This window comes from Candidatus Kuenenia sp., from assembly GCF_027493735.1.
GTDB classification, from domain to species: domain Bacteria; phylum Planctomycetota; class Brocadiia; order Brocadiales; family Brocadiaceae; genus Kuenenia; species Kuenenia stuttgartiensis_A.
On sequence record NZ_JAOSKF010000021.1, the window covers coordinates 152,765 to 177,403 of the forward strand.

General features: G+C 41.7%; 17 protein-coding genes and 1 pseudogene. 12 read left to right on the top strand and 6 right to left on the bottom strand.

Translation table 11 applies throughout. The annotated features are described in order from the left end of the window. Positions 1–21 precede the first annotated feature (21 nt). The 12 genes and pseudogenes from M5U24_RS14635 to M5U24_RS14690 all read left to right on the top strand — a co-directional run bounded on the left by M5U24_RS14635 (position 22) and on the right by M5U24_RS14690 (position 14,630). On the top strand, positions 22–477 hold the full coding sequence (locus M5U24_RS14635; RefSeq protein ID WP_099324394.1) for a CBS domain-containing protein: 456 nt from the start codon (positions 22–24) through the stop codon (positions 475–477). A gap of 131 nt (positions 478–608) precedes the next feature. Next, entirely contained in the window at positions 609–1,871 is a 1,263-nt protein-coding gene (locus M5U24_RS14640) for an argininosuccinate synthase (RefSeq protein WP_295101369.1), read from the top strand. A gap of 515 nt (positions 1,872–2,386) precedes the next feature. Then, positions 2,387–4,150, top strand: a complete 1,764-nt coding sequence (locus M5U24_RS14645) for a radical SAM protein (protein WP_298202812.1) — start codon at positions 2,387–2,389, stop codon at positions 4,148–4,150. Positions 4,151–4,237: 87 nt separating this feature from the next. After that, positions 4,238–4,963, top strand: coding sequence for a PDDEXK nuclease domain-containing protein (locus tag M5U24_RS14650; RefSeq protein ID WP_298202852.1), 726 nt, complete (start codon positions 4,238–4,240; stop codon positions 4,961–4,963). A gap of 135 nt (positions 4,964–5,098) precedes the next feature. Further along, positions 5,099–5,251, top strand: coding sequence for a hypothetical protein (locus tag M5U24_RS14655; RefSeq protein WP_298202814.1), 153 nt, complete (start codon positions 5,099–5,101; stop codon positions 5,249–5,251). A gap of 221 nt (positions 5,252–5,472) precedes the next feature. Then, positions 5,473–8,535: a PAS domain S-box protein gene (locus M5U24_RS14660; RefSeq protein WP_298202816.1), complete on the top strand. Its 3,063-nt coding sequence runs from the start codon at positions 5,473–5,475 to the stop codon at positions 8,533–8,535. Between the two features lie 10 nt (positions 8,536–8,545). Then, a complete protein-coding gene (locus M5U24_RS14665; RefSeq protein WP_099324391.1) occupies positions 8,546–9,952 on the top strand; it encodes a sigma-54 dependent transcriptional regulator in 1,407 nt (468 codons plus the stop codon). Between the two features lie 695 nt (positions 9,953–10,647). Beyond that, positions 10,648–11,055: pseudogene (locus M5U24_RS14670) on the top strand (HPP family protein). 45 nt (positions 11,056–11,100) lie between these two features. Beyond that, positions 11,101–12,147, top strand: coding sequence for a cache domain-containing protein (locus M5U24_RS14675; RefSeq protein WP_230405754.1), 1,047 nt, complete (start codon positions 11,101–11,103; stop codon positions 12,145–12,147). Further along, positions 12,144–12,890: a PAS domain-containing protein gene (locus M5U24_RS14680; protein WP_230405755.1), complete on the top strand. Its 747-nt coding sequence runs from the start codon at positions 12,144–12,146 to the stop codon at positions 12,888–12,890. Before M5U24_RS14675 ends, M5U24_RS14680 begins: the two co-directional genes overlap by 4 nt. Positions 12,891–12,940: 50 nt before the next feature. Continuing rightward, positions 12,941–13,372: a hypothetical protein gene (locus tag M5U24_RS14685; RefSeq protein ID WP_099324388.1), complete on the top strand. Its 432-nt coding sequence runs from the start codon at positions 12,941–12,943 to the stop codon at positions 13,370–13,372. A gap of 355 nt (positions 13,373–13,727) precedes the next feature. Further along, positions 13,728–14,630: a formate/nitrite transporter family protein gene (locus M5U24_RS14690; protein WP_099324387.1), complete on the top strand. Its 903-nt coding sequence runs from the start codon at positions 13,728–13,730 to the stop codon at positions 14,628–14,630. A gap of 519 nt (positions 14,631–15,149) precedes the next feature. Here M5U24_RS14690 and M5U24_RS14695 read toward each other — a convergent pair. The 6 genes from M5U24_RS14695 to M5U24_RS14720 all read right to left on the bottom strand — a co-directional run bounded on the left by M5U24_RS14695 (position 15,150) and on the right by M5U24_RS14720 (position 24,633). Next, complete coding sequence (locus tag M5U24_RS14695) at positions 15,150–16,343, bottom strand: PQQ-binding-like beta-propeller repeat protein (RefSeq protein WP_099324386.1); 1,194 nt, start codon at positions 16,341–16,343, stop codon at positions 15,150–15,152. Beyond that, complete coding sequence (hisB, locus tag M5U24_RS14700) at positions 16,343–16,933, bottom strand: imidazoleglycerol-phosphate dehydratase HisB (RefSeq protein WP_099324385.1); 591 nt, start codon at positions 16,931–16,933, stop codon at positions 16,343–16,345. Before hisB ends, M5U24_RS14695 begins: the two co-directional genes overlap by 1 nt. Before the next feature lie 289 nt (positions 16,934–17,222). After that, positions 17,223–20,225: a malto-oligosyltrehalose synthase gene (treY, locus tag M5U24_RS14705; RefSeq protein ID WP_295101376.1), complete on the bottom strand. Its 3,003-nt coding sequence runs from the start codon at positions 20,223–20,225 to the stop codon at positions 17,223–17,225. A 1-nt stretch (position 20,226) separates the two neighbouring features. Then, the gene (gene malQ, locus M5U24_RS14710; RefSeq protein ID WP_295101378.1) at positions 20,227–21,726 is read right to left on the bottom strand and encodes a 4-alpha-glucanotransferase; all 1,500 of its coding nucleotides are present in this window, start codon (positions 21,724–21,726) and stop codon (positions 20,227–20,229) included. Between the two features lie 82 nt (positions 21,727–21,808). Further along, positions 21,809–22,138: a transposase gene (locus tag M5U24_RS14715; protein WP_295101380.1), complete on the bottom strand. Its 330-nt coding sequence runs from the start codon at positions 22,136–22,138 to the stop codon at positions 21,809–21,811. A 65-nt stretch (positions 22,139–22,203) separates the two neighbouring features. Then, positions 22,204–24,633, bottom strand: coding sequence for a DUF3536 domain-containing protein (locus M5U24_RS14720; RefSeq protein ID WP_298202821.1), 2,430 nt, complete (start codon positions 24,631–24,633; stop codon positions 22,204–22,206). Positions 24,634–24,639 lie beyond the last annotated feature (6 nt).

A 24,639-nucleotide genomic window follows, 5' to 3' on the forward strand; every position in this document is an offset into this window, starting at 1 on the left:
AGGGAAGGGAGAGAATATCGTATGAAAATCAGAGACATTATGGTTACAGATCCAACAGTAGTGCCTGCTTCTGGTACATTTTACAACCTAATGGAAATGCTTGGGAAAATCAGGTTTCACGTCATATTTGTGGTGGACGATAAGGAAAAACTTGTTGGGGTTGTAACCGAGACCGACCTCTTAAAGGTGCTTATGCCCAAATATTTAAATTCGGATGACGCATTATTTTCAATTATGGGTGAAGATTATTTTGATAAAAGATGTCTTGAGTGCAAAGATATGGATATTACCGAAATTATGTCAAAACCAATTTTGGCCGCTACTGCCAGCGAGAACGATACCATAATAAAAGTTGCAGCCGCCATGTTGAACAGAAAAATACACGCAGTTCCCGTGTTAAGGGACGGCAAGGTGGTGGGAATTGTGTCGCGTTTGGTTCTTTTACGGTACATGACAAAGGTTGTCAAAAAAAGATAAGGCGTCCGCATTTTGATTTACGATTTACGAGGTACGATTTTAAATCGTAAATCGCAAATCTATCTTGTGTAACATGCTGACAAGCCTGTAAGCTAAATTGTGTAATTTAACACTTGGAGTTTAATGATTTTATGACGAAACAAAGAAAAAAAGTGGTTTTGGCGTATTCCGGCGGGCTTGATACATCTGTGGCCATTAAGTGGATTCCGGAAAAATATGATATGGATGTTATTACGGTGACTGTTGATCTGGGTGCCGTAAAAGATCTTGAATCAATTCGTCAAAAGGCTTTGAAAATAGGGGCAAAGAAGGCCATTGTTGTCGATGCGAAAGATACATTTGTGAAATATTTCGTCATGCCGGCATTGCAGGCGGGCGCATTATATGAAGGGGTGTATCCGTTGGCAACCGCCTTGGGCAGGCCGCTTATTGCGAAATTACTGGCGGATGCGGCAGAAGATGAAAAGGCGGATGCTGTCGCCCATGGTTGCACAGGTAAGGGGAATGATCAGGTTCGTTTGGATGTCTCGTTACAGGTGTTAAACCCGAGATTACAGATTATTGCCCCGTTGCGTGAGTGGAAGATGTCCAGGGATGAAGAAATTCAATATGCGGAAGAACATGGAATCCATGTTGAGGCAAAAGTAAATAGTCCGTACAGCACCGATGAAAACCTCTGGGGGCGAAGTGTTGAGTGCGGCGTATTGGAAGACCCCTGGATGGAACCGCCTGCGGATGTTTATAAATGGACGAGAAATATTAAAGACGTCCCTGACGAACCGGCATATATAGAAATCGATTTTGAAAAAGGTATCCCGATAGCGTTAAATGGCAAAAAAACAGAAGGGGTTGCGCTTATTAATACGCTAAACGCACTGGGGGGAGAGCATGGCGTTGGCCGCATTGATCATATAGAAAACCGGCTGGTGGGGATAAAATCGCGTGAAATTTACGAGGCGCCGGCTGCCATTATACTTCATGCCGCACATAAGGCGCTCGAAGGCATGAATATGACAAAAGATGCTTTGCGCTTTAAGGAAATAGTTTCAAGTCATTATGCTGATTTGATTTACAATGGCCTTTGGTTTTCTGCCTTTCATCAGGATCTTGTCGCTTATGTATTGAGCAGTCAGAGAATTGTGAATGGAACGATTCGCGTAAAATTGTCAAAGGGGTCTTGTGCCGTAGTCGGGAGAAAATCGCCTCACGCCCTTTATAGTGAGGAACTTGCTACTTACCAGAAAACGGACGTCTTTGACCATGCGGCTTCTCTTGGATTTATTAAGATTTACGGTTTGCCTGTAAAGACGCAATCGCAGAAACAGATGAACGTTTTGAGCGGGAGGGAGGCGTTGAATTTGGAGTCAATAATGCCGCCGAAAGTATTGCCGTGAATGAGAATAGGTGATTTTTCTGCGCTGTCAGGGGTTTTCCTCCTGACAGCAACCGTATCGGGCGGTGGGGTGGGGAACTCCTGCCGCTACAGGTACTTTTGTCACCACGCGCAATATGCAGTATAATTAAACATCAGGAACTGTTGCTCACGAATGGGAATGAAAATATTCACACAAAGTCGCAAAGACCAAAAAGGGAGAAGAAAATCTTTCTCTCTGAACGGCTCTGCGCGGGTTCAGGTTTGCAACCGTCCGGCTGATCTCACGACGAAGCCGGAACCATACGTTTTATACTTTCAATCCCGCAGGGATTTATGAAGTATGAGGTACGATTTAAAATTCCAAATCTAAAATCGTAAATCGTAAGTCGTGCTTCGTAACAGCCCAATTTCCGGTAAGCAGTGCCTGCTATACATAATCTATGCTGAAGCATAGGGTTATGTATGGAATAGTTGTTCAATGAGCGTTGCGTGACGTGGCGCTCACCATGAAACAAGCGCAAGAAAGGTGAAAGAATGAAAGTTTTGTTGCTTTTTCCTCCTTCATGGCATCCTTCTCAACCATATCTCAGTCTGCCTTCCTTAACTGCCTTTTTAAAACAAAACGGCGTCAGCGATGTTATACAGAGAGATTTGAATATCGAGCTGCTGGATATGCTTCTGACGCAGAAAACATGCGGCGAATCTTACAATAAAATTACGGATAAATTACGCGGTTTAGAAGGACGTCTCATAAACAGCCTCAATTATCATGAAGAGAGAAATGCTTTAACAGAGGCCGTGGAAGCACTTCCGTGGTTCATACATAACGTAGAACGCGCAAAAAATATTTTGCGGTCTGATGCCTTCTACCACCTTGATAGCTATATGGAAGCCGTCTATATTGTGAATGAAGCCCTTCGGCTTATGTCGTCCCTTTTTTATCCTTCAGTGATGACGGCGGTAAGTAACACCATGAGGTTTTCAGTATATTCCTCGAACGATATTTTGCAGGCAATCCATTCAGAGAGAGAAAATATTTTTCTCTCCTTTTATAAAGAATATGTCCTGTCCTCAATTTTGGAAACGACGCCAAAAATAGTAGGTATTTCTATTACTAACACTTCGCAAATAGTACCTGGCCTCACCCTTGCAAAGCTAATAAAAGAACAAAACAGGGAAATTCACATCACCGTTGGCGGAAGTGTTTTTACGAAACTCATAGAGGAATTGAAAAAGGTTGATTCACTTTTTGCACTGGTGGACAGCTTTATTGTTTTTGAGGGAGAGCACGCACTACTGGAATTGTGTGCGCAGGTGGATGGCAAAAATGATTTCAAAAAGGTGCCAAATCTTGTTTACCGGGAAAAAGGCGTTATAAAGATTAACGATAATTACTTTTCGGAAGATTTAAATACCTTGCCGACGCCTGATTTTAAAGGGTTCCCTCTGTCTCTTTACTTTACCCCCTCTCTTGTTTTGCCCATACAGACCTCGCGGGGCTGCTATTACAGGAAATGTGCCTTTTGTAATTTGCACCTTGACCATAGAAACTTTCGGTTACGGCGCACTGACCTGATAATGGAAGATATACAGAAACTTTCACGGGAATACCAAACAAAGTGTTTCTTCTTTACGGATGAATCGGTCCCGATGAATAAATTGCGTGAAATTTCTCAATGCTTATTGAAAAGCAGGGATGAAATAAAATGGATGGGAGGCGTGCGTTTTGAAAAAGCCCTTACCGGAGACGTTTTGAAAAAAATGGCGGAAGCAGGGTGTCAAAAGCTGGTGTTTGGATTGGAGTCGTATTGTCAACGTGTGCTGGATAAAATGAAAAAGGGGACAAAACGCGATGTGGTAAAAAAGACGCTGGATGAATGTTTGAAAGCGGGCATTTCGTTTCACCTTTACGTCATAGTGGGGTTTCCGACAGAGACTGAAAATGAAGCGATGGAAACACTTGACTTTGTGCTGAACGAAGAGTATCTGCATTCTGCAGGATATTCTTGTTTGCCGTCATTGTTTGGTATGGAAAAGGATTCGCCGATTGTCAATAATCCTTCGGAGTATGGTTTGGCAAGTATACGGTCACCGATAGGCGAGGATCTGGGGTTAGGGTATTTATATGCAGTGAAGGAGGGTATGTCCCCGCAAAAGGCGGAAGAAATGTATAATTATATGATAAGTAAATTAAGCGGGACATTGTGCCCCTTCCCTTACAATTATTCAATGGCAGACGGATTGTTGTATCTTGTTTATCGGAATAAGAATAATAAGGAAGAGGTTGTTCTCCGGTGAAAATATTCCTGTACGGAGGGGTATAGTCAGGGACATACACTTCAGGGTAGGTTCGGTCAAAACAAAATCAGGGCAGGATATAAAGTGATGAAAAAAAATGTGGAAGATATTGTTGTAAGCAACTTTTATAAGGACGTTCGTTGCCTTATCGAGGAAGCCCGCCATACAGTTGCCTCAACGGTCAATGCCGCTATAACCATGCTTTACTGGCAGATTGGAAAGCGGGTTAATGAAGAAATTCTGAAAGGAAAACGGGCGGAATATGGCAGAGAGATTATCGTATCACTGTCACGACAATTAATATTGGAATATGGCAACAATTTTTCCGGAAAAAATCTGCGCAGAATGATTCAATTCGCAGATGTTTACCCATCCAAAGAGATTGTCGTATCGCTGATACGGCATTTAAGCTGGACTCATTTTATCGCACTAATTCCCTTAAAAGAACCTTTGCAACGAGAGTTTTACACTGAAATGTGCAGGGTAGAGCGGTGGAGTGTACGTACCCTACGCAAGAAGATCGATTCAATGCTTTATGAGCGCACGGCTATTTCCAGAAAACCAGAAGAATTGGCAAAGCACGAATTGGCTGAATTACGTTCTAACGATAAAATATCACCAGACCTTGTTTTTCGTGATCCCTACGTGCTGGATTTTTTAAATCTGAAAGATATATACAGCGAATCTGACATGGAGGCTGCGATTCTAAGGGAACTGGAATCTTTTATTCTGGAACTTGGCGCAGGATTTACCTTTGTTGCCAGACAGAAGCGAATGGCAATTGATAACGAAGACTTCACTCGATTACTTTAACGTAAGCTGAAAGGTTGGTGGGTCGAACCAAACGGAAGTTTAAAACTAAGGGAAGATGGAAACTGGTGAAGAAGTAAAAGGAAAGGATGAGAAGAATTTGGAGGGGGAAGGTGTAGAAAGATTGAACTGCTGGAGTTGAACAAGTCTTCCATTAAGATTGCAGAATATTTAACCGAATTGCCTCCAAAAGAGTTGTTGGAAAAGAAACTTCATGCAGCGATTGAGAAATCGAGAGCCTTGCTGGAACAGCGGGCTGGAGAAAGTAAGGAACACGACAGGAAAGAATAAATGTGCCGCAAAAAAAACGAGAAAACACCAAACATCTTACGGCTTGTTCCTAATTTTCCCGTAAGTATTCTTTTACCTTGTTAAAAACACAGATTATGTTTTTATTTAAATCCATAAAAAAAAGTTTCATTTTAATATTGTTATTATGTTCATTTACGCCGTTGTTGCTGCTTCTTTTTTTCGCATTCCCCAAGGCCAAATCTGACCTGGAAGGTGTGTTGGTGCGTAACCTGGAAGGGGTGAAACAGAAGCAGGCAGAGCTGATAAAGATGTGGCTTAATGAGCGGAAACACGAGGCGAAAATGATAACAAAAAATATTTCTGTTTCATTTGCAAGTGCCATTTCCGGCGATGATTTTTCCGCCTTGTCAGCATATACCGAAAAGATTAAAAACGAGTATGGATATAAAACGATAGGTGTTGTCTCTTTGGGGGGAAGCGTGGTTGCTTCGGCTCCAAAACCTGCTGAAAGAAGCAACAGGTATGCTGAGTATTGCCGTGAAGCGCTAATGGGGGAAATGGAGACGTCAGGCATCACGCCTTTTTTCATGGAGGATGAGGCAGAGGCAGACCGTTCTGCGGAAAGTTATGTAATATTTTTATCAGCTCCGATCCTTAAACCGGACAATTCTCTTCTGGGCGCCGTCGTTTTTGGCATCGATACAACGCCTCTTAACGACATTTTAAAAAATGTAAAGTTAGGGGCCACAGGAGAGACCTTTCTGATTAACCGGGAAGGTTATATGGTAACAGAGTCACGGTTTTTAGAGGAATTAAAAAGTTCAGGACTGATACGAAGAAACACCATATTTGAATTAAAAGTATTAAATCCCCGTACCGGAATGCGTACTGCGGGAGTGGCGGAGTGTTTGAGCGGCAGAGATGGATACGATACAAAAGGGTATATTAATTATAACGGATGCAAGGTGTTGGGCGCATGGTGCTGGATTGCCGATATTAACTGCGGGTTGCTTACACAGATAAACATTCACGAAGGCTATGAAACTGCCTATAGTTTAAAAAACTTTGTACTCTCTATGTTAATGGTGCTGGCATTTCCGCTTACCCTGGCTGCTTTTTACTTTAGCAGGAGAATAACCTCTCCTATTTATGAAATTACCGAAGTAACGAAAAAAATAACCGGCGGTGATCTGGGGCAAAGGGTAATATATAAAGAAAGAAACGATGAAATAGGAAAACTGGCAAAAGAGTTTAATGTGATGGCGGCATCTCTTGAAGAAAAAACGATAAAACTGAGAAATTATACGATTGACCTTGAAAATAAAGTTAAGGAACGAACCCTCGAACTTCAGTCCACAACCAATTTTTTAAATAGTATTCTCGCCGGTTCTACGGAATATTCTATTATTGCCCAGGATTTGAGCGGCAACATTCTTGCTTTTAATAAAGGTGCGAGCCTGATTTTTGGATACCGGCAGGAGGAGATGATTGGCATTGCTAATATAAGAAAACTTCACGTGGAAGAGGATATTGAGTCCGGAAAGGTAGATTTCATCCTTGAAAAGGCCTTTAAGAGCGGACGATTTGAAGGCGAAGTGATGAAACGGAGGAGAAACGGCGAAGTCTTTCCGGTGCATGATACGGCAACGTTGCGGCGCTCTGAAAATGGGAAACCCATTGGTTTTGTAGTCATTTCAAAGGACATCACAAAGGTTAAGCTGATAGCCCTGGAAAAGGATATTATTAATAATATTAATAAGACAATAGCTTCCGGCATTGATATTAAGGCGGTTTATGAGGCGGTATTCAGGGAATTGAAACGCATGATTGATATTACATGGTTAAGCGTAGCGTATTTTCCGGACGGGCCTGAAATGTTTGAAGAATCGAATATTGTTGACGGGGTGTTGTTGGCAAAAAATTGGCTGGGCATTCAACAACTACCGGGAAAAACAATGGCGCAGGACATTGTTTTTGAAAAGGGAGTCCCCGTCTTTGTTGCGGACACAAGCAGTGGAGAATACGCTTTCGACAACAAACTCTATGAAAAAGAGATACATTCCTATTTATGTTTTCCATTGAAATCAAAAGGGGAATCGATTGGGACGTTAACGTTAGGGAGCTATAAGAAAAACGCTTTTAAGGAAATGCATTATGACGTATTAAACCAGTTGACTTCTCAAATAGCGATTACCATTGAAAATGCCAGGCTGTTTTTGTCTATCAAAGAATCAGAAAAAAAATACAGGGATCTTGTGGAGAATGCGCCGGAAATGATTCACGAGATTCATCCTGAAGGGAATTTTACCGACGTCAACAAAACGGAGCTAAACAAACTGGGATATGCTATTGAAGAAATGAAACAGATGAAACTTGGAGATATCGTTCCTGCCGGTTACCGCGACGAGATAAAACGGCATATAAACCTGATAAAAGAGACGGGAAGCAGCGAGCTGGAAACGGTCTTTCTCTCGAAATCCGGAAATGAAATAAATGTCGAGATTCATGGGACGGGTTTTTACAACCGGAAAACAGGCGAATGTATATTTATCAGAGAGTTTGTCAGAGATATTTCCGAGAGGAAAAGGATGGAAGATCAGGTCAGGCGCTCCGAAAAACTGGCTTCAATGGGTGAACTGGCCGCCGCAATTGCCCATGAAATAAGAAACCCTCTGGGGGCAATCTGCAATTCGGTTGGGATTTTAGATTCACATCTGAAATTGTCCGGACAGGACATGGATTTGCTGGAAATGATTGTCGGGGAATCGGAAAGGTTGGACAGGATTATAAGCGATTTCCTGTCGTTTGCGCATCCCCGCGAGCCTTCCTTAGTTTTGCAGGACATCAAGGGAATAATTAAAAATACCATTTTTCTCTTAGGGCAGGATAAGAGGTTTACGGATAAAATTGAAATAAAGGAAATCTACGAAACCGTACTGCCTAAAGTCTATATTGATACGGATTTAATCCATCAGATATTATGGAATTTATTTATAAATTCTTTGGATGCAATGCCCGATGGCGGCCGAATCAGGATTGTTGTACGGAAAACTACATTATTTTTGAGAAATGCAATCGAGATCATCATATCGGACAACGGGATTGGGATGGCTGAGCACGAAATAAACAAGGTATTTGAGCCTTTTTATACGACAAAATCGGAAGGCACCGGGCTTGGGCTGTCCGTTGTTCAGCGTATCATTGATGAGCATGGAGGTACGATAGATGTGAAGAGTAAATATGGCAGGGGAACGGCTTTTTATATAAAATTGCCCGTTATGAACGAAAAACAGGATGTGCAGGGCAACCTTTTGGCAGGATAATTTTTTAATCATGAAAAACTATAAAATACTTGTAGTAGAAGATCAGGATGCAATGAGAGAGTCCCTCCTGATTGCGTTTAAGGACGAAGGGTATCACGTAGAGTGTGTATCAAGTGGTGAAGGTGCGATTAAGAAGCTGTCGGACGGCAACGTATACGATCTGGTAGTGACGGATTTAAAGATGAAGAAGGTGAATGGTTTGGAGGTGCTCAATGCCGTAAAAACAGAAAATCCGGCGACCGAGGTAATAGTAATTACGGCATATGGCGCTATTAGCACGGCTGTTCAGGCGATCCGGGAAGGCGCGTACGATTATGTCACCAAGCCTTTTCGTTATCAGGAAATGTTAAAGGTTGCTAAGAATGCCCTTGAAAAAAAGGAACTGAAAGAGCGGCTTAAATATCTGGAAGGAGAAGTAAGGGAAAAATATAAGCTGGAGGGGATTATCGGCAATTCTGCCGTTATGGTAGAGGTACTGAAGGTTACAGCAGATGTGAGCCGCACCGAAAGCACTGTCCTGATAACGGGAGAAAGCGGAACCGGGAAAGAGTTGATTGCAAGGGCGATTCATTACAACGGCCCCCGCAGCGGATACCCGTTTGTTGTTATTAATTGCGGCGCGTTACCGGAAAATTTGCAGGAGAGCGAACTCTTTGGCCACGCAAAAGGGTCTTTTACCGGGGCGGTGAAAGAGAAGGTAGGGTTGTTCCACCATGCACATAAGGGAACTATTTTTCTGGATGAAATCGGGGAAACGTCTGCCTCTACCCAGGTAAAACTCTTGCGTTTTCTGCAAGATGGGGAAATTCGACAGGTAGGCGGAAACAAATCAATACATGTGGATGTGAGGATTATTGCCGCAACAAATGAAAATCTTGAGAGGGCTGTTAATCAGGGACGGTTTAGAAAAGACCTGTTTTACCGTATTAACGTTATACGCATCCATTTGCCCCAATTAAAAGAGCGAAAGGAAGACATCCCCTTGCTGGTCAATTATTTTCTGGAGTTGTATACAGATAAATTAAAAAAGGACAAAAGGGTCTTTTCCGGTAGCGCGATGGCTGTTTTGCTGAATTATGATTGGCCGGGCAATATCAGGGAATTGCAAAATATTGTAGAAAGGGCGGTTGCCTTGTCGAAGAATCAGGTAATCGGGGTAGAGGCGCTTCCGCTTCCTACGGGAGGGTTTGTTGCGCATAATAGCAATCCGGAGAGGGATGTGACGGTAAAATCTTCTATTGTTGAAACCCTGTCGGAACAGGAAAAAAACGCCATAGTTGAGGCAATGAATAAATATGGCGGCAACCAGACAAAGGTTTCGCAAGTGCTCGGCATTTCGACAACAACACTTTGGAGAAAGATCAAAAAATACAAAATCAAACCCCAACATGAAATTCCCGATGATGGCATAAAATGATTTCATACTGAAATTGCTATTGCATTATGAAATATTTTTAATGTTTGCCTGCAAATATTTTATTTGAGCGCCCTTTTTCTGATTATTACGCAAATATAGGTATTTATATATGTTACGTTATCAGGGGAAGGTTTTTTTGTTTTTTGTGGGGGTGTTGGTATATTTTTCGTATATGTCGTATACCGTACAAATGCAAGTCTTGCAATTTACTCTAATAGGTTTGGTATGGCCGTAGTTAATGTTGATGGTTGTTTTGTTTTTATTGATGATACTTGTTCATCTGGGAAAGATTTTGGTAAATTAAGGGCGTGTTAAGAGAGAAAGAGAGAGGGGGACATGATTTTTTCGTTATGCAGGGGTCTTATCCTCATTATTCTGAACAGCGGATAACTCGTGATTGGGGTTGACGGATGAGTTATGCAGCAGGAGTTTTTTGTGCAGAGGAAATGAAACCCTGTAAAATGCTAAGATGGTGAGATGATGGTAATAATATCTGTTGTTGTGCTTGTTTAGCGAATTTTTTTTGCATCTAAAAAATGAGGGAGAGAAAAAAATGTCGCTTTTAGAGACGGTAAAGAAGTTGCCGAAAATGTTGCATTCGGCGATTTCTGCGAGGGAGTTGTGGTTTAGCCTTGTTTGGTGCGATCAAAGGCATAGAGATTACGTCATGGCTTGCGTTTTCTTCAGGATTTTCTATGTTATTAGGCCCTTTTGGTGCGTCTGCGGTGTTGATTTACGAGGCGTATAAAGCCCCCCTGGCGCAGCCTAGAAATGTGATTATGATGCATTTTGCCGGTGCGTGCTCATGGTGTGTGATTTATGATTTGTTTGGCACTAACTGGTATTAGATTTCAATTGGCGTTGCCATTGCGGTCGTACTTATAATGGTAACATGCTCTATTCATCCTCCGGCAGGTGCCATAGCTTATGTAGCAGTACAGTCCGGAGGTTTAGGTTCTGGGGTATATGTACACTTAAACCCCGTTATGGTAGGTGTTATTATTCTGATGATAGTTGTCGTTGTGTTTGATAAACTTGGAAAGCGTGAGTATCCTTCGCACTGGCAGGCAAGGTGGGAAGTGAAAAACGGTTACAGGTTGTAATAGTTATTTTTGGATGTGCAATTTTGTTAAATTATGGAGAAAAAAATGTTTATTTCGATCAGGAATCGACTCATTTTTTTGCTGATTGCATTTACCTTGCTGCCTTTGGTAGTACTGAGGATCGTCGCGTATCCGAAGATGCAGTCCGATGTTGAGAGGGAGTTGGTAAGAAACCTGCAGGGGGTTGAGTCTAAGCAAGAGGATTTGATACGAACATGGATGCGCGAAAGGCAGAAAGACGCTCGTGTGATTGGCGACAGCCCTGTCATTCTTAAGAGTTTGAAAATTACAAAGAAAGACGCAGATTATGCAAGTATTTTATTGTATCTGAACAGGTTAATATCTGAATACGGATACAAAGAAATATTTCTATGCAACAGCAATGGCCTGGTTACCATTTCAACAATGGAAATTATGGTGGGAGGCGATGTTTCCCAAAAAAATTATTTTACGGAGGCTACAAGGGGTAAAACGTTCGTTTCTGAGGTGCACCCTGCTGATATTCCACTTATAAACGAAAATGGTGAAAAAGAAATGGGTGTGCCTACCATGTTTGTTTCGGCACCGGTAAAAGACGAATCAGGCATAATCAACGGGGTAATAGTTTTACGACTTGACATTAACACGTTGAGCGATATGGTCGTAAAAGTTGAATTGGGCACAACGGGTGAGGCATACCTCGTGAACAGAGAAGGGTACATGATCACTGAATCACGGTTTGCCGAAACGCTCAGGGAAATGGGTGTGGTGGAAAAGCGGTGTTCACTGGAACTGAAGGTGGTTGAGCCTGGCACTGATGTGTTGACGTATGGCGTAGCCCAGTGTATTGCAGGCACTGACGGGTTTGACGCAAGGGGATACAAAGATTATAGCGGGGTAACGGTATTGGGTGTGTGGCGATGGATGCCGGATTTCAACTGGGGGCTTATTACAGAAATCGACAAGGATGAAGGGTACGGCGTTGTCTATAATCTTCAGTATGTTGTAAATGCGATTTTGTTGTTTCTTGCGTTTCCCATTATAATCGCGGCAGTTCTTATTGCCCGGCAGCTTACTACTGCGTGCGCACTGGATGAGGAAAAAAAAAAGTGATTGAGTCCGAGCGCCGTTACAGAGAACTGTTTGAGTCTTTGAAAGAGGGTATTTATCAGTCAGAGCCTGAAGTGGAAGGTACATTTACGTTTATCAACAAGGCCGGCGCTGAGATTCTTGGGTTTGACAACCCCGAAGAGGTAATAGGTACAAAAGTTAGAGATATTTATGTGGACTCAGCGAACAGAAGGCTGCTTTGCGAAAAGCTGGAAAAAGAGGGTATGTTGCGTGATTTTACGTCGCTCTTTAAAAGGAAGAATGGGGAGACTTTTTACGCGGAACGTACCAGCACCCTGGTCAGAGATGAAAGAGGCAAGCCTGTTGCTATTCGTGGCGTACTCAGGGATATCACTGAGCGAAAAAAGGCGGAGCTGGATATTATTGAGTCTGAAAAGAGATACAGACTGTTATTAAATTCTTTGAAGGAGGGGATTTTTCAGTGTGAACCCGGCAAGGACGGCGTATTTAAGTGGATTAATCAGGCAGGTGCAGAGATTCTTGGATACAGCTCGCCGGGAGAAGTAGTTGGTTCGCGATTGGCGGATATTTATGTAAACCCTGACGACAGGAAGGAATTGCTGGAAAAATTGGAAGAGGTGGAAGTCTGGAGGGATTTTACCGCTTATTGCAAAAGAAAAAATGGAGAAAAGTTTATTTCTGAAACAACGTGTAATCTTGTCCGTGATGAAAATGGTAAGCCGTTAAGAATTGAAGGTGTATTTAGGGACATAACGGAAAGATAAGCGTTTATATGATAGTAAGAATTTAAATACACTAACGAGGAGTGTAAATTATGGGAAATGAACAGGCAAAGGCAAAGGGTTTTTCGGTAAACGCAAAGACTTTAATAATAATATTGTTATTCATAAACATTGCATTTGCGGCGAAGATGATAAGCAAATATTATTCCATGAAAGACCTTGGTTACCGGAGGGAGAAAACGTTTAAGGAAGAAACGACCAAAAGGGTTATGAAGGCGTTCGCTTCAGTTGAAGAAGCGAATGCGTTGGTAAATGAAATAAAACAACAAAAGGAAGCGGCGGAAAATGCTGCGAAACTGCTTGCTCAGCGGGAGTTGGATCTAAAACGTAAAAACGAGGAGATGAACGATGCAATTGCATTCCTTGAGGCTGAAAAGGCAAAATTGCAGGGAGAAATATGGGCGCTGGAGGACCAGTTGTCGCTTGCAAGGCAGACTATCAGCGATATGAGGAGTGGGAAATAACAGAGTACAAAAGCAATTTGTCCATGCCTCCCGGTATAGTTTACACGTGGGTAAAACGAAAACAGAAAAAAAGGACGGACTCGGGATATTTAGGTTTATGCATTCATTGCTTTAATGTCTGTTATTGCAGTGCTGTATTGCGGCAAAAAAACGTACAAGTATTTTGTAGAGGGAATAATGATGTATGAGATGAAAGAGAAAGGAGGTGTTTTAAGGTCGTAAGCAAAGGCAAATAAGGAGTGAATGTATATGGTTACTCAGTTTGGAATGGTGGCAATTTTGGTTGTATTAACGAGGCTTAAGGAGAGGTTTTTAAGATGGTGTTTTCAACATTATTTTAAAGGAGAAAAAATTAATGTTATATACTGGTGCTGTTGATGCAATTGCGGCGGTTTCACTTAAAAAAGCGACTTGCATGAAACATAGCCTTATAGGCTTTTTGACGCTTTCCGTAATGGCAGGTTTTTATATTGGGTTTGGTGTTCTCATTGCATTTATTGTTGCGGCTCCTATCGGAGCAATAAATCCAGGGCTGGGTAAGATTGCTGCCGGAATATTCTTTGGCCTGGCATTGGCGCTCGTAGTTTTTGCCGGTGCTGAACTGTTTACGGGTTATAATCTATTGATTTTTAAAGGTTGCTTTAGAGGTACAGTAACGTTTGGTGATAGTATGTTAGGGTGGTTTTGGACATATATAGGTAATTTGGCAGGTTCAATGTTGTTTGCATTAATGCTTATTCCCACAGGTGTTTTTGCCAAAGATCCATGGTTGTCGTTTTTGCTGAAAGTAGCAACATATAAAATGAATGCGCCATGGTGGGAATTGTTTTTCAGGGGTATTTTTTGTAATTGGCTTGTTTGTCTTGCTGTCTGGAGTAGTTTCAGATGTACGAGCGACTCTGGCAAACTTATTATGATTTGGTGGTGCTTGTTCTGCTTTGTTACTACAGGTATGGAGCATTGTGTTGCAAATATGTCTATTATGACGCTGGCATGTTTATTGCCTCATGACCCTGCTGTTATCAACTTCGGCAAGATGTTCGGATGGAACCTTGTTTCGGTTACCTTGGGTAATATTGTGGGAGGTGGATTCTTTGTAACATTCCTCTATTGGTTTGCTACCTACATGGATGAACGGGGCGCAAAGAGGATGAGTGCTGCCATACAAGGTGGTTCAGGCGCCGGTGAGTTGCCTGGTGCAGGTCAGACATTTGAAGAGATTAAAGATGTAAAAGTGAAGATGAAGATGAAGGCGTAATGTACTACAACGAGTGATTTTTTACGTACATTTATGTTATAAAGTTGCATTTGAGGTATTTAAGGGCCAGCAAGTAAATTATGTTGCTGGCCCTTTTTTTTATCTGAAAACTTCTTCACAGGACTGCATCCCAATATCATTAAGTTAATGATATTGGATCAAAAACAACCCACTTTATAAAGGGGGCTTTGGGAGGTAGCTTAATTTAATGATATTGGTTTGTAACCTGAACCAAACGTTTTATACGTTCAATCCCGCCTTTTGTTGGCAGAACAAATGACAAATAAATTCCAAACAAAGATTTTGTGATTTTGGCATTGGAATTTTACCGCATTACATGGCCCCCATTATCTGCATAAACTATAGGTTCAGGTTACAAACCTGGACCCGCCTGGAGTTGCATTTGAGGTATTTAAGGGCCAGCAAGTAAATTATGTTGCTAGCCCTTTTTTTATCTAAAAACTTCTTCACGCCGTCTGTACTGAATTCACCTGTTATAAGCCTGTTTAGTATATACCTTTAGTTACTGGCGTTTTTTTCACCTATAGCATAGAGCTTTCCATCATTGGAACCGATATATACTGTGCCGTCTTTGTCAATGCAGGGCGATGATTCGACCGCATCTCCGGTAGTGATAGACCATTTCAAATTGCTGTTTTGGTCCAATGCGTAAACTTTTTTATCTCCCGATGCGAAATATATAACATTGTCTGATGTAACCGCTGGTGAAGAACGAATTGAGCCTCTTGCCGCATATGTCCATTTCAACTTTCCATCGGGGGTAAATGCATAGAGATTATTATCCCCTGAACCAACGTAAAGGTTTCCTTCCGTATCGATTGCAGCGGATGAATCAATATCATATAAGGTATTGTATGTCCATTTTGCTTGACCATCGGGTTGAAAAACATAAAACTTTGCATCTTCTGACCCTACGCAGATATCACCATTTTGTCTGATTAAGGGGGATGCATCCAGAATATACCGTGTTCCGAAACTCCATGATGCCTTTCCTTCAGACGTCATGGAAAATAAAAAGTAATCCTCAGAGCCGAAGCATACCGTACCATCCGGTGCTATTGCCGGAGATGAAACTATGTGGTCCGCGGTTCGCTGAGTCCATTTTAATTTTCCGTCTGAAGTAATTGCATGTAATTTTTTATCCCAGCATCCAAAATAAATTGTTCCATCCGGCGCTATTGCCGGAGACGAAATAATCCCTCCTTCGGCTGCATATTTCCACAATAAACTCCCGTCGGCATTTAAAGCATAAAGGTTGCCATCCCATGACCCGAACAGAATTGTTCCGTCCTTTCTTACTGCGGGGGAAGATTCAACCTCTCCCTGTGTTTGAAATGTCCACTTTAGTTTGCCGTCCCTGGATACAGCGTAAAGTTTTTTATCCTTAGAGCCAAAGTAAATAACGCCGTCATTTCCAATGCATGGTGAAGAGGTCACAGCTCCTTCTGTTTGAAATGTCCATTTTATCACCGGATTTTGAATGCTTTTATAAGGACTTAATCCGGTACGTTGTAAATTGTGCCGAAACATAGGCCATGGACTATCCGCAAGTTCCGAGCAAAATGATGCGGGTGTGTTTGGCAGGAAGATTATAATGAAAAGGAATGCTATGTAAATAACATAGGAAATGACTTTTCTTGCGAAGCTGCATTCAGGTTTTGAAAAAAACAGAAAAGAACGGCCATGTAACATTAAAGTACTCCTTTCGTTGAAGGTATGCCGGTTATGCGTTCATCAAGGCGGACGGCTTCGCACAATACCTTTGCCATGCCTTTGAACACCGCCTCAGCCATATGGTGGGAATTTGTACCGTAAGAAATATTTATGTGTAAATTAACGCCTGCATTCGTTGTGAATGCTTCAAGAAATTCCCGAATAAGTTCTACATCAAAATTGCCAATCTTTTCATTATGAAAGTTTGCATTAAATACCAGTGCAGACCTTCCGCTTATGTCTATGGCTACATTTGCCAGCGTTTCCTGCATGGGGATACTGGCGTTTGAAAAACGCCGGATTCCTTTTTTGTCGCCCAATGCCTCCTTTATTCCCAGGCCAAGGCATATCCCAATATCTTCAACCGTGTGGTGGCCATCTACCTGAATATCACCATGTGCGGTAATATCCAGATTAAATAAGGCATGTTTGGTTAATAATTCGAGCATGTGGTCCAGGAAACCAATCCCTGTACTAACGTTGCATATTCCTTCTCCGTCAATATTCAAAACCAACTCAATTTGTGTTTCTTTGGTCTTTCTTTCGATTTTTGCAATTCTTTTTTTCATATAAGATGTGTTTATATGTTGAGGATGTTGTAATAAGATAATATAAGATAATGAAATCAGACTGCCAAAGGCAACAAATTTAACTGTTTGGCAACGAGTGAAAATGGTACTAAAAAACGGGTAACACTTTAGTCTTTTGAAACGGAAAATTGTCCTTTGTAGTGCGACGAGGTTCGTCGCACTACATGAATTTAATAGGCTTAGATATTTCAACTGAGGAACGAGCAGCAACCGTTTATAGCAAATGCTCCGCTTATCACAAAGTAGCCAATTATTGTAGAATGAGATTTTAACAAATTCTTTCCATCAGGGCCACCGGAAAGGTGGTAAATATTTCTGAAAGGAATATGCCTTTTGCATTATTATGAATAGTTGTCTTAGCAACCTCTCCTGTAAAAATGTTTTGGTATCCTGCTGCGTTATCTTCAAAAGGGAGGGAAAGAAAGGTATCCTCCCACACGTCCTTTCCAAAGGGCAATTCTTCCGGATGGGAAAGAATTTGCGTCATGAACCGGGGTGCGACGACAATCGCGGTTTTGGTGTTGCTGTTTCTTGCATATGCACATACATTATTTTCTTTTGTTCCCGCAGCCTCAAGGGGCGTATAATTCCCGGTTTCAAACAGTTCTCTGTTCTCTTTCCGGAAGGTAAGCGCCTTGTGGGTAACATACAGTTTTATCAAGCCCTTTTCCCTGTTTCTCATCATATTTGTAATAAGGGCCTGTATTCCGCCGCTTGTTTCCTGCTCTTTTAATTCTTCCAACATGCTCATTCGCAGGCCATAATCAACGGGCATGCGGTTGTCAGGGTCCACGAGGCAAAAACTCCATATTTCATTCCCCTGATAAATATCCGGGACTCCGGGAGAAGTTATCTTAAGCAACGTCTGTGCGATCGAATTATATATGCCGTAATGAGAAATCTCTTCCTGAAACTTTTTAAAATCATGCAAAAAAGCATTATTTTGCTTCCTGTTCATTACGTTGTCAATGAAGTGCATTAATGCCTCTTCATATACCGTATTTGGGTTTATCCAGCTCGTATTTTCCTTTGCCTCGCGTGACGCTTTGAGCATGTATTCCTTAATCCTGTTTTTGAAGATTTCATACCCTGAATCGTCCATTGGTTCAAAAGGCCAGGCGCCAATAAGTGTTTGATAAAATAAATACTCTTCATTTTTGCTAGGGGCGGCTAGGTCTCCTGCAAGATATTTGTGTTTTTTATTGTTTCTGCTCCATTTTATCAGACATTCTCTCCATTTTGCCGGTATTTCGGAGAGGACGTTGATGCGAGCCCTGACGTCTTCGCTTCGTTTGGTATCATGTGTGGAAGTGGCTAACATGGAATGTTGCCATGATTTTGCCCTTTCCGTATTTTGTCCGTGAAAGGCTTCGATTGAAGTCCCAAACCAATCGGGACTGCCGCCAACTTCGTTCAGTGAAATGAGGCGGTTGTATACATAAAAAACAGTATCCTCTACCCCTTTTGCCATAACCGGGCCCGTAATTTGTTGAAATTTCATGGTAAAATTAAGCCATGCTTTTTTGCCTTCCTCGTTAAAATATCCGGGATAATTGTTGAGAAGCACGTCTTTAAGGAAGAAAAAAATCGATTCATTAAGGGCGGGATTTTTTTGCCTTGCTTTAAAAACAGCATGTTCAATATAACGTTTATCCGGTTCGTTTACCTCTGAGGAATGAATGTATGTCCGGTATACGGGAAAACATGCGATTACTTCAATAATTGCGTAGGTCAGGCTATTGAGCGTAAAATCTCTGGTATGCCTGTTTTTTTCAGAGATACGGTTCAGATAGTGCCCCAGCGTGTTGATTTCGCTAGACATTGCCACTTGCATAATGAGCCTCTTTTTTTCATAGACAATCTCATGAAAGTGTATCGTCTCTTTAATAAACCTGGAGTATATTTTGTCAAATTCCTTTGCATTCTTTGTTTCAACAAATATGCCGTTCACCGTGGTAATAAAGTCGTATCCTGTTGTGCCAAAAATCGGCCAGTCTTCCGGTATCCTTTCTGACCTTCCCAGTATTTTTTCTCCCACAATATAGAATGGTTTATAGTGCGGTTCCCTTGCAAGTATCTCATGGTATTGCTTTGTCAGCGCCGCCCTTTCCTCTGATTGTTCATCCTCTGATGCGCGATTATTTTTTGAATTTTTCCCGTTTCCACCAAAAGTCAGGAGATAGCAGTTCTTTTGTAATTCTTTAAAATATTCAGGCGGACAGTATAATCCATCGGGATGATCTACCCGCAGCCCTGTTACTTTACCTTGCCGGATGAGGCGAAACACAAGTTCGTGGGTTTCCCGAAAGACGTCTGGCTCTTCTACCCTGGTTGCTGCGAGTTCGCTTATATCAAAAAACCGCCGGTAATTAATCTCCTCGGTGGCGACTCGCCAGTGGGAAAGCCGGTACACCTGTTTATCCAGCAGATTGTCGAGGAGATCGAAGCTTTCCGTGCCTCCTTTTTGTCCGTTAAACAGCAGCACATTTTCATCGATAAAATTTCGGATCTCCGTGCTTTCGTTGTAAAGGGTGTGGAGTCGTTTTTTAATCACCTCTTTTTCGCGTCGTCGTTCCCTGATTTTTTCTTCTGCTGTTTCCGTGTATGCGGGAAGATGGTCAATAGCGGTTAAAATGCTTAAAAACTCCGTCAGATGAAGGTTTTCCTCCGGTAAGGTTTTTTCTAATTCCTCCAGTCGGTATTTTAAAATCTCCGGATATGTTTGTGGTCGTATGGGGAATTTGTGATGGTAGTAAAGTATAAAAAAAGAGCCGTTTTCAAACGTCAGGGTTAATTCCTGATTATCAAGGACGTTGCCGTATTGATCTCCCAGGACGGGAAGGAGTATTTTATTTTTTAATTCATCCTTTATAGGATCCCAGTCTATATCGAAAAAATTCGCATAACAGGAACTCATCCCGTTTTCCAGCACATCCATCCACCATGCATTTTCTTTATCGGCAATACCCATATGGTTTGGCACCAGATCAAATATGTGCCCCATTCCATAATGCTCAAGCTCGCGGGATAATTCATCCATTTCCTGTTCTGTGCCGATTTCAGGATTCAATGAATGGTTGTCAACGATGTCATACCCGTGAAGGCTGCCCTCCCTGGCCTTCAGGTAAGGAGAACAATATATATCGCTTATGCCCAAAGCATGCAGATAGGCGACTATTTCTTTTGCGTCATGGAAGGTAAAATGTTTATTGAGTTGTAATCTGTAGGTGGCAATAGGTATGCGTGGGGTGCGAAAGTGTGCTTGTATCATATCAGCTCCTACCATAAATTCCGGTAATTTCTCTAAGTGCATTCGTTACGGATGGCGTGAGCTGTTCGGAAAGCAGTCTCCATGCCCAGTTATTTTCAGTGGTTGCCGGTAAATTCATCCTGGCTTCTTCGTCAAGTTCAAGGATGTCCTGCATAGGAATGATCGCCGTGTTTGCAACGGACATCATTGCTAGTCGTATTAATTCCCGACACACATTTGTTTCGGAAACATCTCTTCCAAGATATTTGAAAAGTTTTTTTCGTGTTTCTTCGTTTGTCTCATTTTTAAACCACCCTTTTATGGTATTGTTGTCATGTGTTCCGGTATATACCACGCAGTTTTTCTCATAATTATGTGGTACATAAGGATTTTTTGCTACATCATCGCCAAAGGCAAACAGGAGAAGTTTCATACCGGGAAATTGAAACATTTGCATAACGAGTTTTACATCCGGTGTTATGGTGCCGAGGTCCTCTGCAATAAGGGGTAAATTAGGAAAGTGTTTAAAAATGGTGGTAAAAAAGTCTTCAACAGGAGCTTCAACCCATGTGCCATTAATAGCCGTTTCTTCGTGCGCAGGGATCTCCCAATACGCAACGAAACCCCTGAAATGGTCTAATCGGACAATATCAAAGAGCTTCATGTTGTGTTCTATACGTTTGATCCACCACAAAAACTCCGTTTCTTTATGAAAATCCCACGTATAAATAGGGTTTCCCCATTTTTGTCCTGTTTCACTGAAATAATCCGGCGGCACCCCCGCAACGAATGATGGTTGTTTGTCTTCATCTAATTTAAATAATTCCGGATGCGACCAGACATCAGCGCTGTCATACGTAACATAAATAGGAATATCTCCGATTATTTGTATGTTTTTTTTATTGCAGTACTCTTTGAGCTTGTGCCATTGCTTAAAGAATATGTACTGGATAAACCTTTCTTTTTCCGTTCGTTCTTTTAATTTTTCTCTCCATTCAACCATTGCGTCAGGTTTTCTGTGCTTTATTTCTGCAGGCCAGTCGCTCCATACTTTTCCCTGAAAATATTCTTTAAGGGCAATAAATAGTGTGTAATCATCCAGCCAATGAGCGTTCTGTTCGCAGAATAACGGAAAGGCATATTTTTCTTTTTTCTGTATTTGAAAATTTTTATATGCCTTTTGAAGAATACCTTCCTTATAGACGGTAGTATTTGCGTAATCCGTCCGATTATTCGGCAAGCGTCTGCCGCCTTCAATATCCGGCTTGGCAAGCAGTCCATCTTCCACTAGCATGTCCGGGCTTATTACGATAGGGTTTCCTGCAAAGGCAGAGCAACTGCTATAGGGGCTGTTTCCATAGGGGAGGGATGTGGGATTTAACGGCAGGATTTGCCATAAACACTGCTTCGTTTCTGCCAGGAAGTCGATGAATTTGTAGGCGAATGGCCCAAAATCTCCTATGCCATATGGCGATGGGAGTGATGTTATATGTAGTAATATGCCGCTTCTTCTTTTGTACATAGAGATTGTTTACATTTTAAAAATTATTTCACTTCCGTTCCCAACCGGGAATTGTTATTACGATTTGCTTTTTGGTGACACTTTAGAGAGACAACGCATGCGTTGTCTCTACTACGGTTGTGTCGGTGTTGTTGTTATTTCCATTCAAAACCAATATACCATGAACGTGATTGGGCATAACAATAAATGTCCCCAATTCAACATTTGTTGTGTGGTTTTTAATTTCATACCACAATACATTTGTAATTACCCCAACATTAGATAATTGCAGAATGCCATTATTTATTTCGCCAAAAAAATATTCTCTGTTTGCCGTGCAAATGGTTATAAAATGTGTGCCTGCCCACCCGTAATTCCAATTTTGTAGCCGGGTAGATGGTATTCGGTATTTATTTTGAAATTTTTCAGCCATTATTTTTTTACAAAATGTTCTTTTGACACAAATTGTAGAGACAACGCATGCGTTGTCTCTACAATCTATGACACCTTCACCCCAAGATAATATCCCAGTTTTTTAAATGCCTCTTCCCATCTTCTAAAACGAGGGTCTTCGGTTAATGACTTTTCTTTCATTGTGTGATAAATGTTTTTTCCGATATGGAAATAAATATTTTGCGCTTCCCACAGGTCCAGCTTTACGGAGAGAGAGTTTAATAGTTTTATCACGGCGTCGATTTCCTCAACAAGACTGATATCGCTTGGTTTCTTTCGTAACCGTTCCATGTGTGAGTTTATCCATACATTTGCCGCAAAGCCAGTGGCATTTTTATCAATGGCAAATGACCAGCGTTTTGCTTCGTTGATGAGGTTTTCAAGTTTTTCAAGATTCATTTCTTCTTCTGGGGAAAAAATATTTATTAAATCTCTATTTACCGTATATTCTGCAGTTAAAAAAAGTGGACGAGGCGGGGGGGTCTGCAGATAATGGAGAAAATTCAGCAAGGAATAATTGTTTTTATAAATCATCCTGAATGAAACTTCTATTTCCTTCATTGTGGATTGCAGGATTTGATCTAAAATCATCCTTTTCCTGTCTGTAAACAGATGCCACAGAGAATAGCTATGGGCGCCAAAATAGTTGTTCATAAGTCTTATAACTTCTGAGATTTCACCTCTGTCAAAAATATTCCCGATCTCCTGAAACATGTGTAATAATTCCTGTTCAGTGGTAAAACATTTTACGCCACCATTTACATTATGGTCGCCTAAATGGAGCGCTGCGAACACTGTCTCCACCTCCTCCCATGTGATGGTTGATACTATATGCATTTTCCCTAAAGCGAGTTTTACTCTCCCCGCGTACCGCTGTTCATATTTTTCGGTTGTTACAGAATAACAATAACTTGGCGCTTTTTCCCGAATATCTTCAAAAAGGGAGGAAATTGCATAGTGGGCGCATACATGAAAAAGGTCTATTTTGCTGGGCATTACAAATAATTCATATATTCTGTCGGCGTTTTCGTATTTTGGCACATTGCTCTTTATGTTTTTTAAAAGCGCACGGTATTCCGTCTCAATGGCGGAGTCTGAAATTTCTTCTGCGAGATGAATTGCCCTTGCGGCATACTTGACAATCTGCACTGTTTCAATGCCGGAAATCTCATCGAAAAACCATCCGCAACTGGTGTACATCAGCATGGCATTCCGCTGTATTTCAAGGAGTTTCAGGATTTTTGTTATTTCTTCTTTTGTTGGCGCCGTAATTGTTTGCTTTTCGATAAAACTGCGAACCGCATCTTCCGTTCTGTTCAGGATAATTTCAATATAGGCATTCCTCGCAACCCATGGGTCTTTAAAATATTTGCCGGCTTCTGCTTCATAAATGGCTGCCAGTTTGTCTCTCAGGGCATTCATAGTAGCCCTAAGAGGTGTGCGCCATTCCTGTGTCCAGCCTGGATGGCTGCCGGAACAACATCCGCAATTATTTTTCCATCTTTCAATTCCGTGAATACAGCTCCATGAAGTATTTTCTTTTATTTCCACCTCGAATTTTGGCGGATGTTTCTCGAGATATTCTCCATAATTTGTAATTTTCGCCAGATTTTTTGACTCTATATGATATAGGCAGTACGCCAGCGCCATATCCCCCTTAAAATGGTGATGTCCGTATGTTTCGCCATCGGTTGCAATATGCACAAGCTGAGGCCAGTCCCTGTTTTCGGTAAATGCGGAAAGCAATCGCGTTGCGAAGTTTTCTCCATTTTCCAGCAAACCGCCAAATGCGAGGTCCTGTGAAATAGGCCCGTCGTAAAAAAAGATGCAAATGCTTCGTCCTGAGGGGAGTCTGCAAAGATAGGGTGTTGTAGGATCTATTTCCCCGTTTCCCATATCTTTCCAAGCATGGCTCTCCATTCTTTTCATTTTCTGGGCCTGGCGGGGCGCCAGTATGGTGAATTTTATTCCCAGTTCCACCAGTACCTCAAGGGTTTTGGTATTTACGGCAGTTTCCGGAAGCCACATGCCTTCCGCATCTCTTCCGAATCTTGATTGAAAATCCCTTAGTCCCCATATAACCTGCGTATACTTGTCTCTTTTATTGGCAAGTGGCATGATCATGTGGTTGTATATTTGAGCCAAAGCTGAGCCATGCCCGGAAAAATGTTCACGGCTCAATTTGTCAGCTTCAAGAATTGCCTGGTAAACGCCTGGTTTATGCTTTTCCATCCATGAAAGCAGGGTAGGGCCGAAGTTAAAGCTTATCTTTGAATATATATTTACGATATCTACTATTCTTCCGTCAACGTCGAGAATGCTCGAAGCAGCATTCGGTGCATAACACTCGGCGGTTATTCTCTCATTCCAGTCATGATAGGGATATGCCGAATCCTGAAGTTCCACATCTTCCAGCCAGGGATTTTCTCTTGGCGGCTGATAAAAATGGCCGTGAATACAAATATATCTTTCCATAAATAG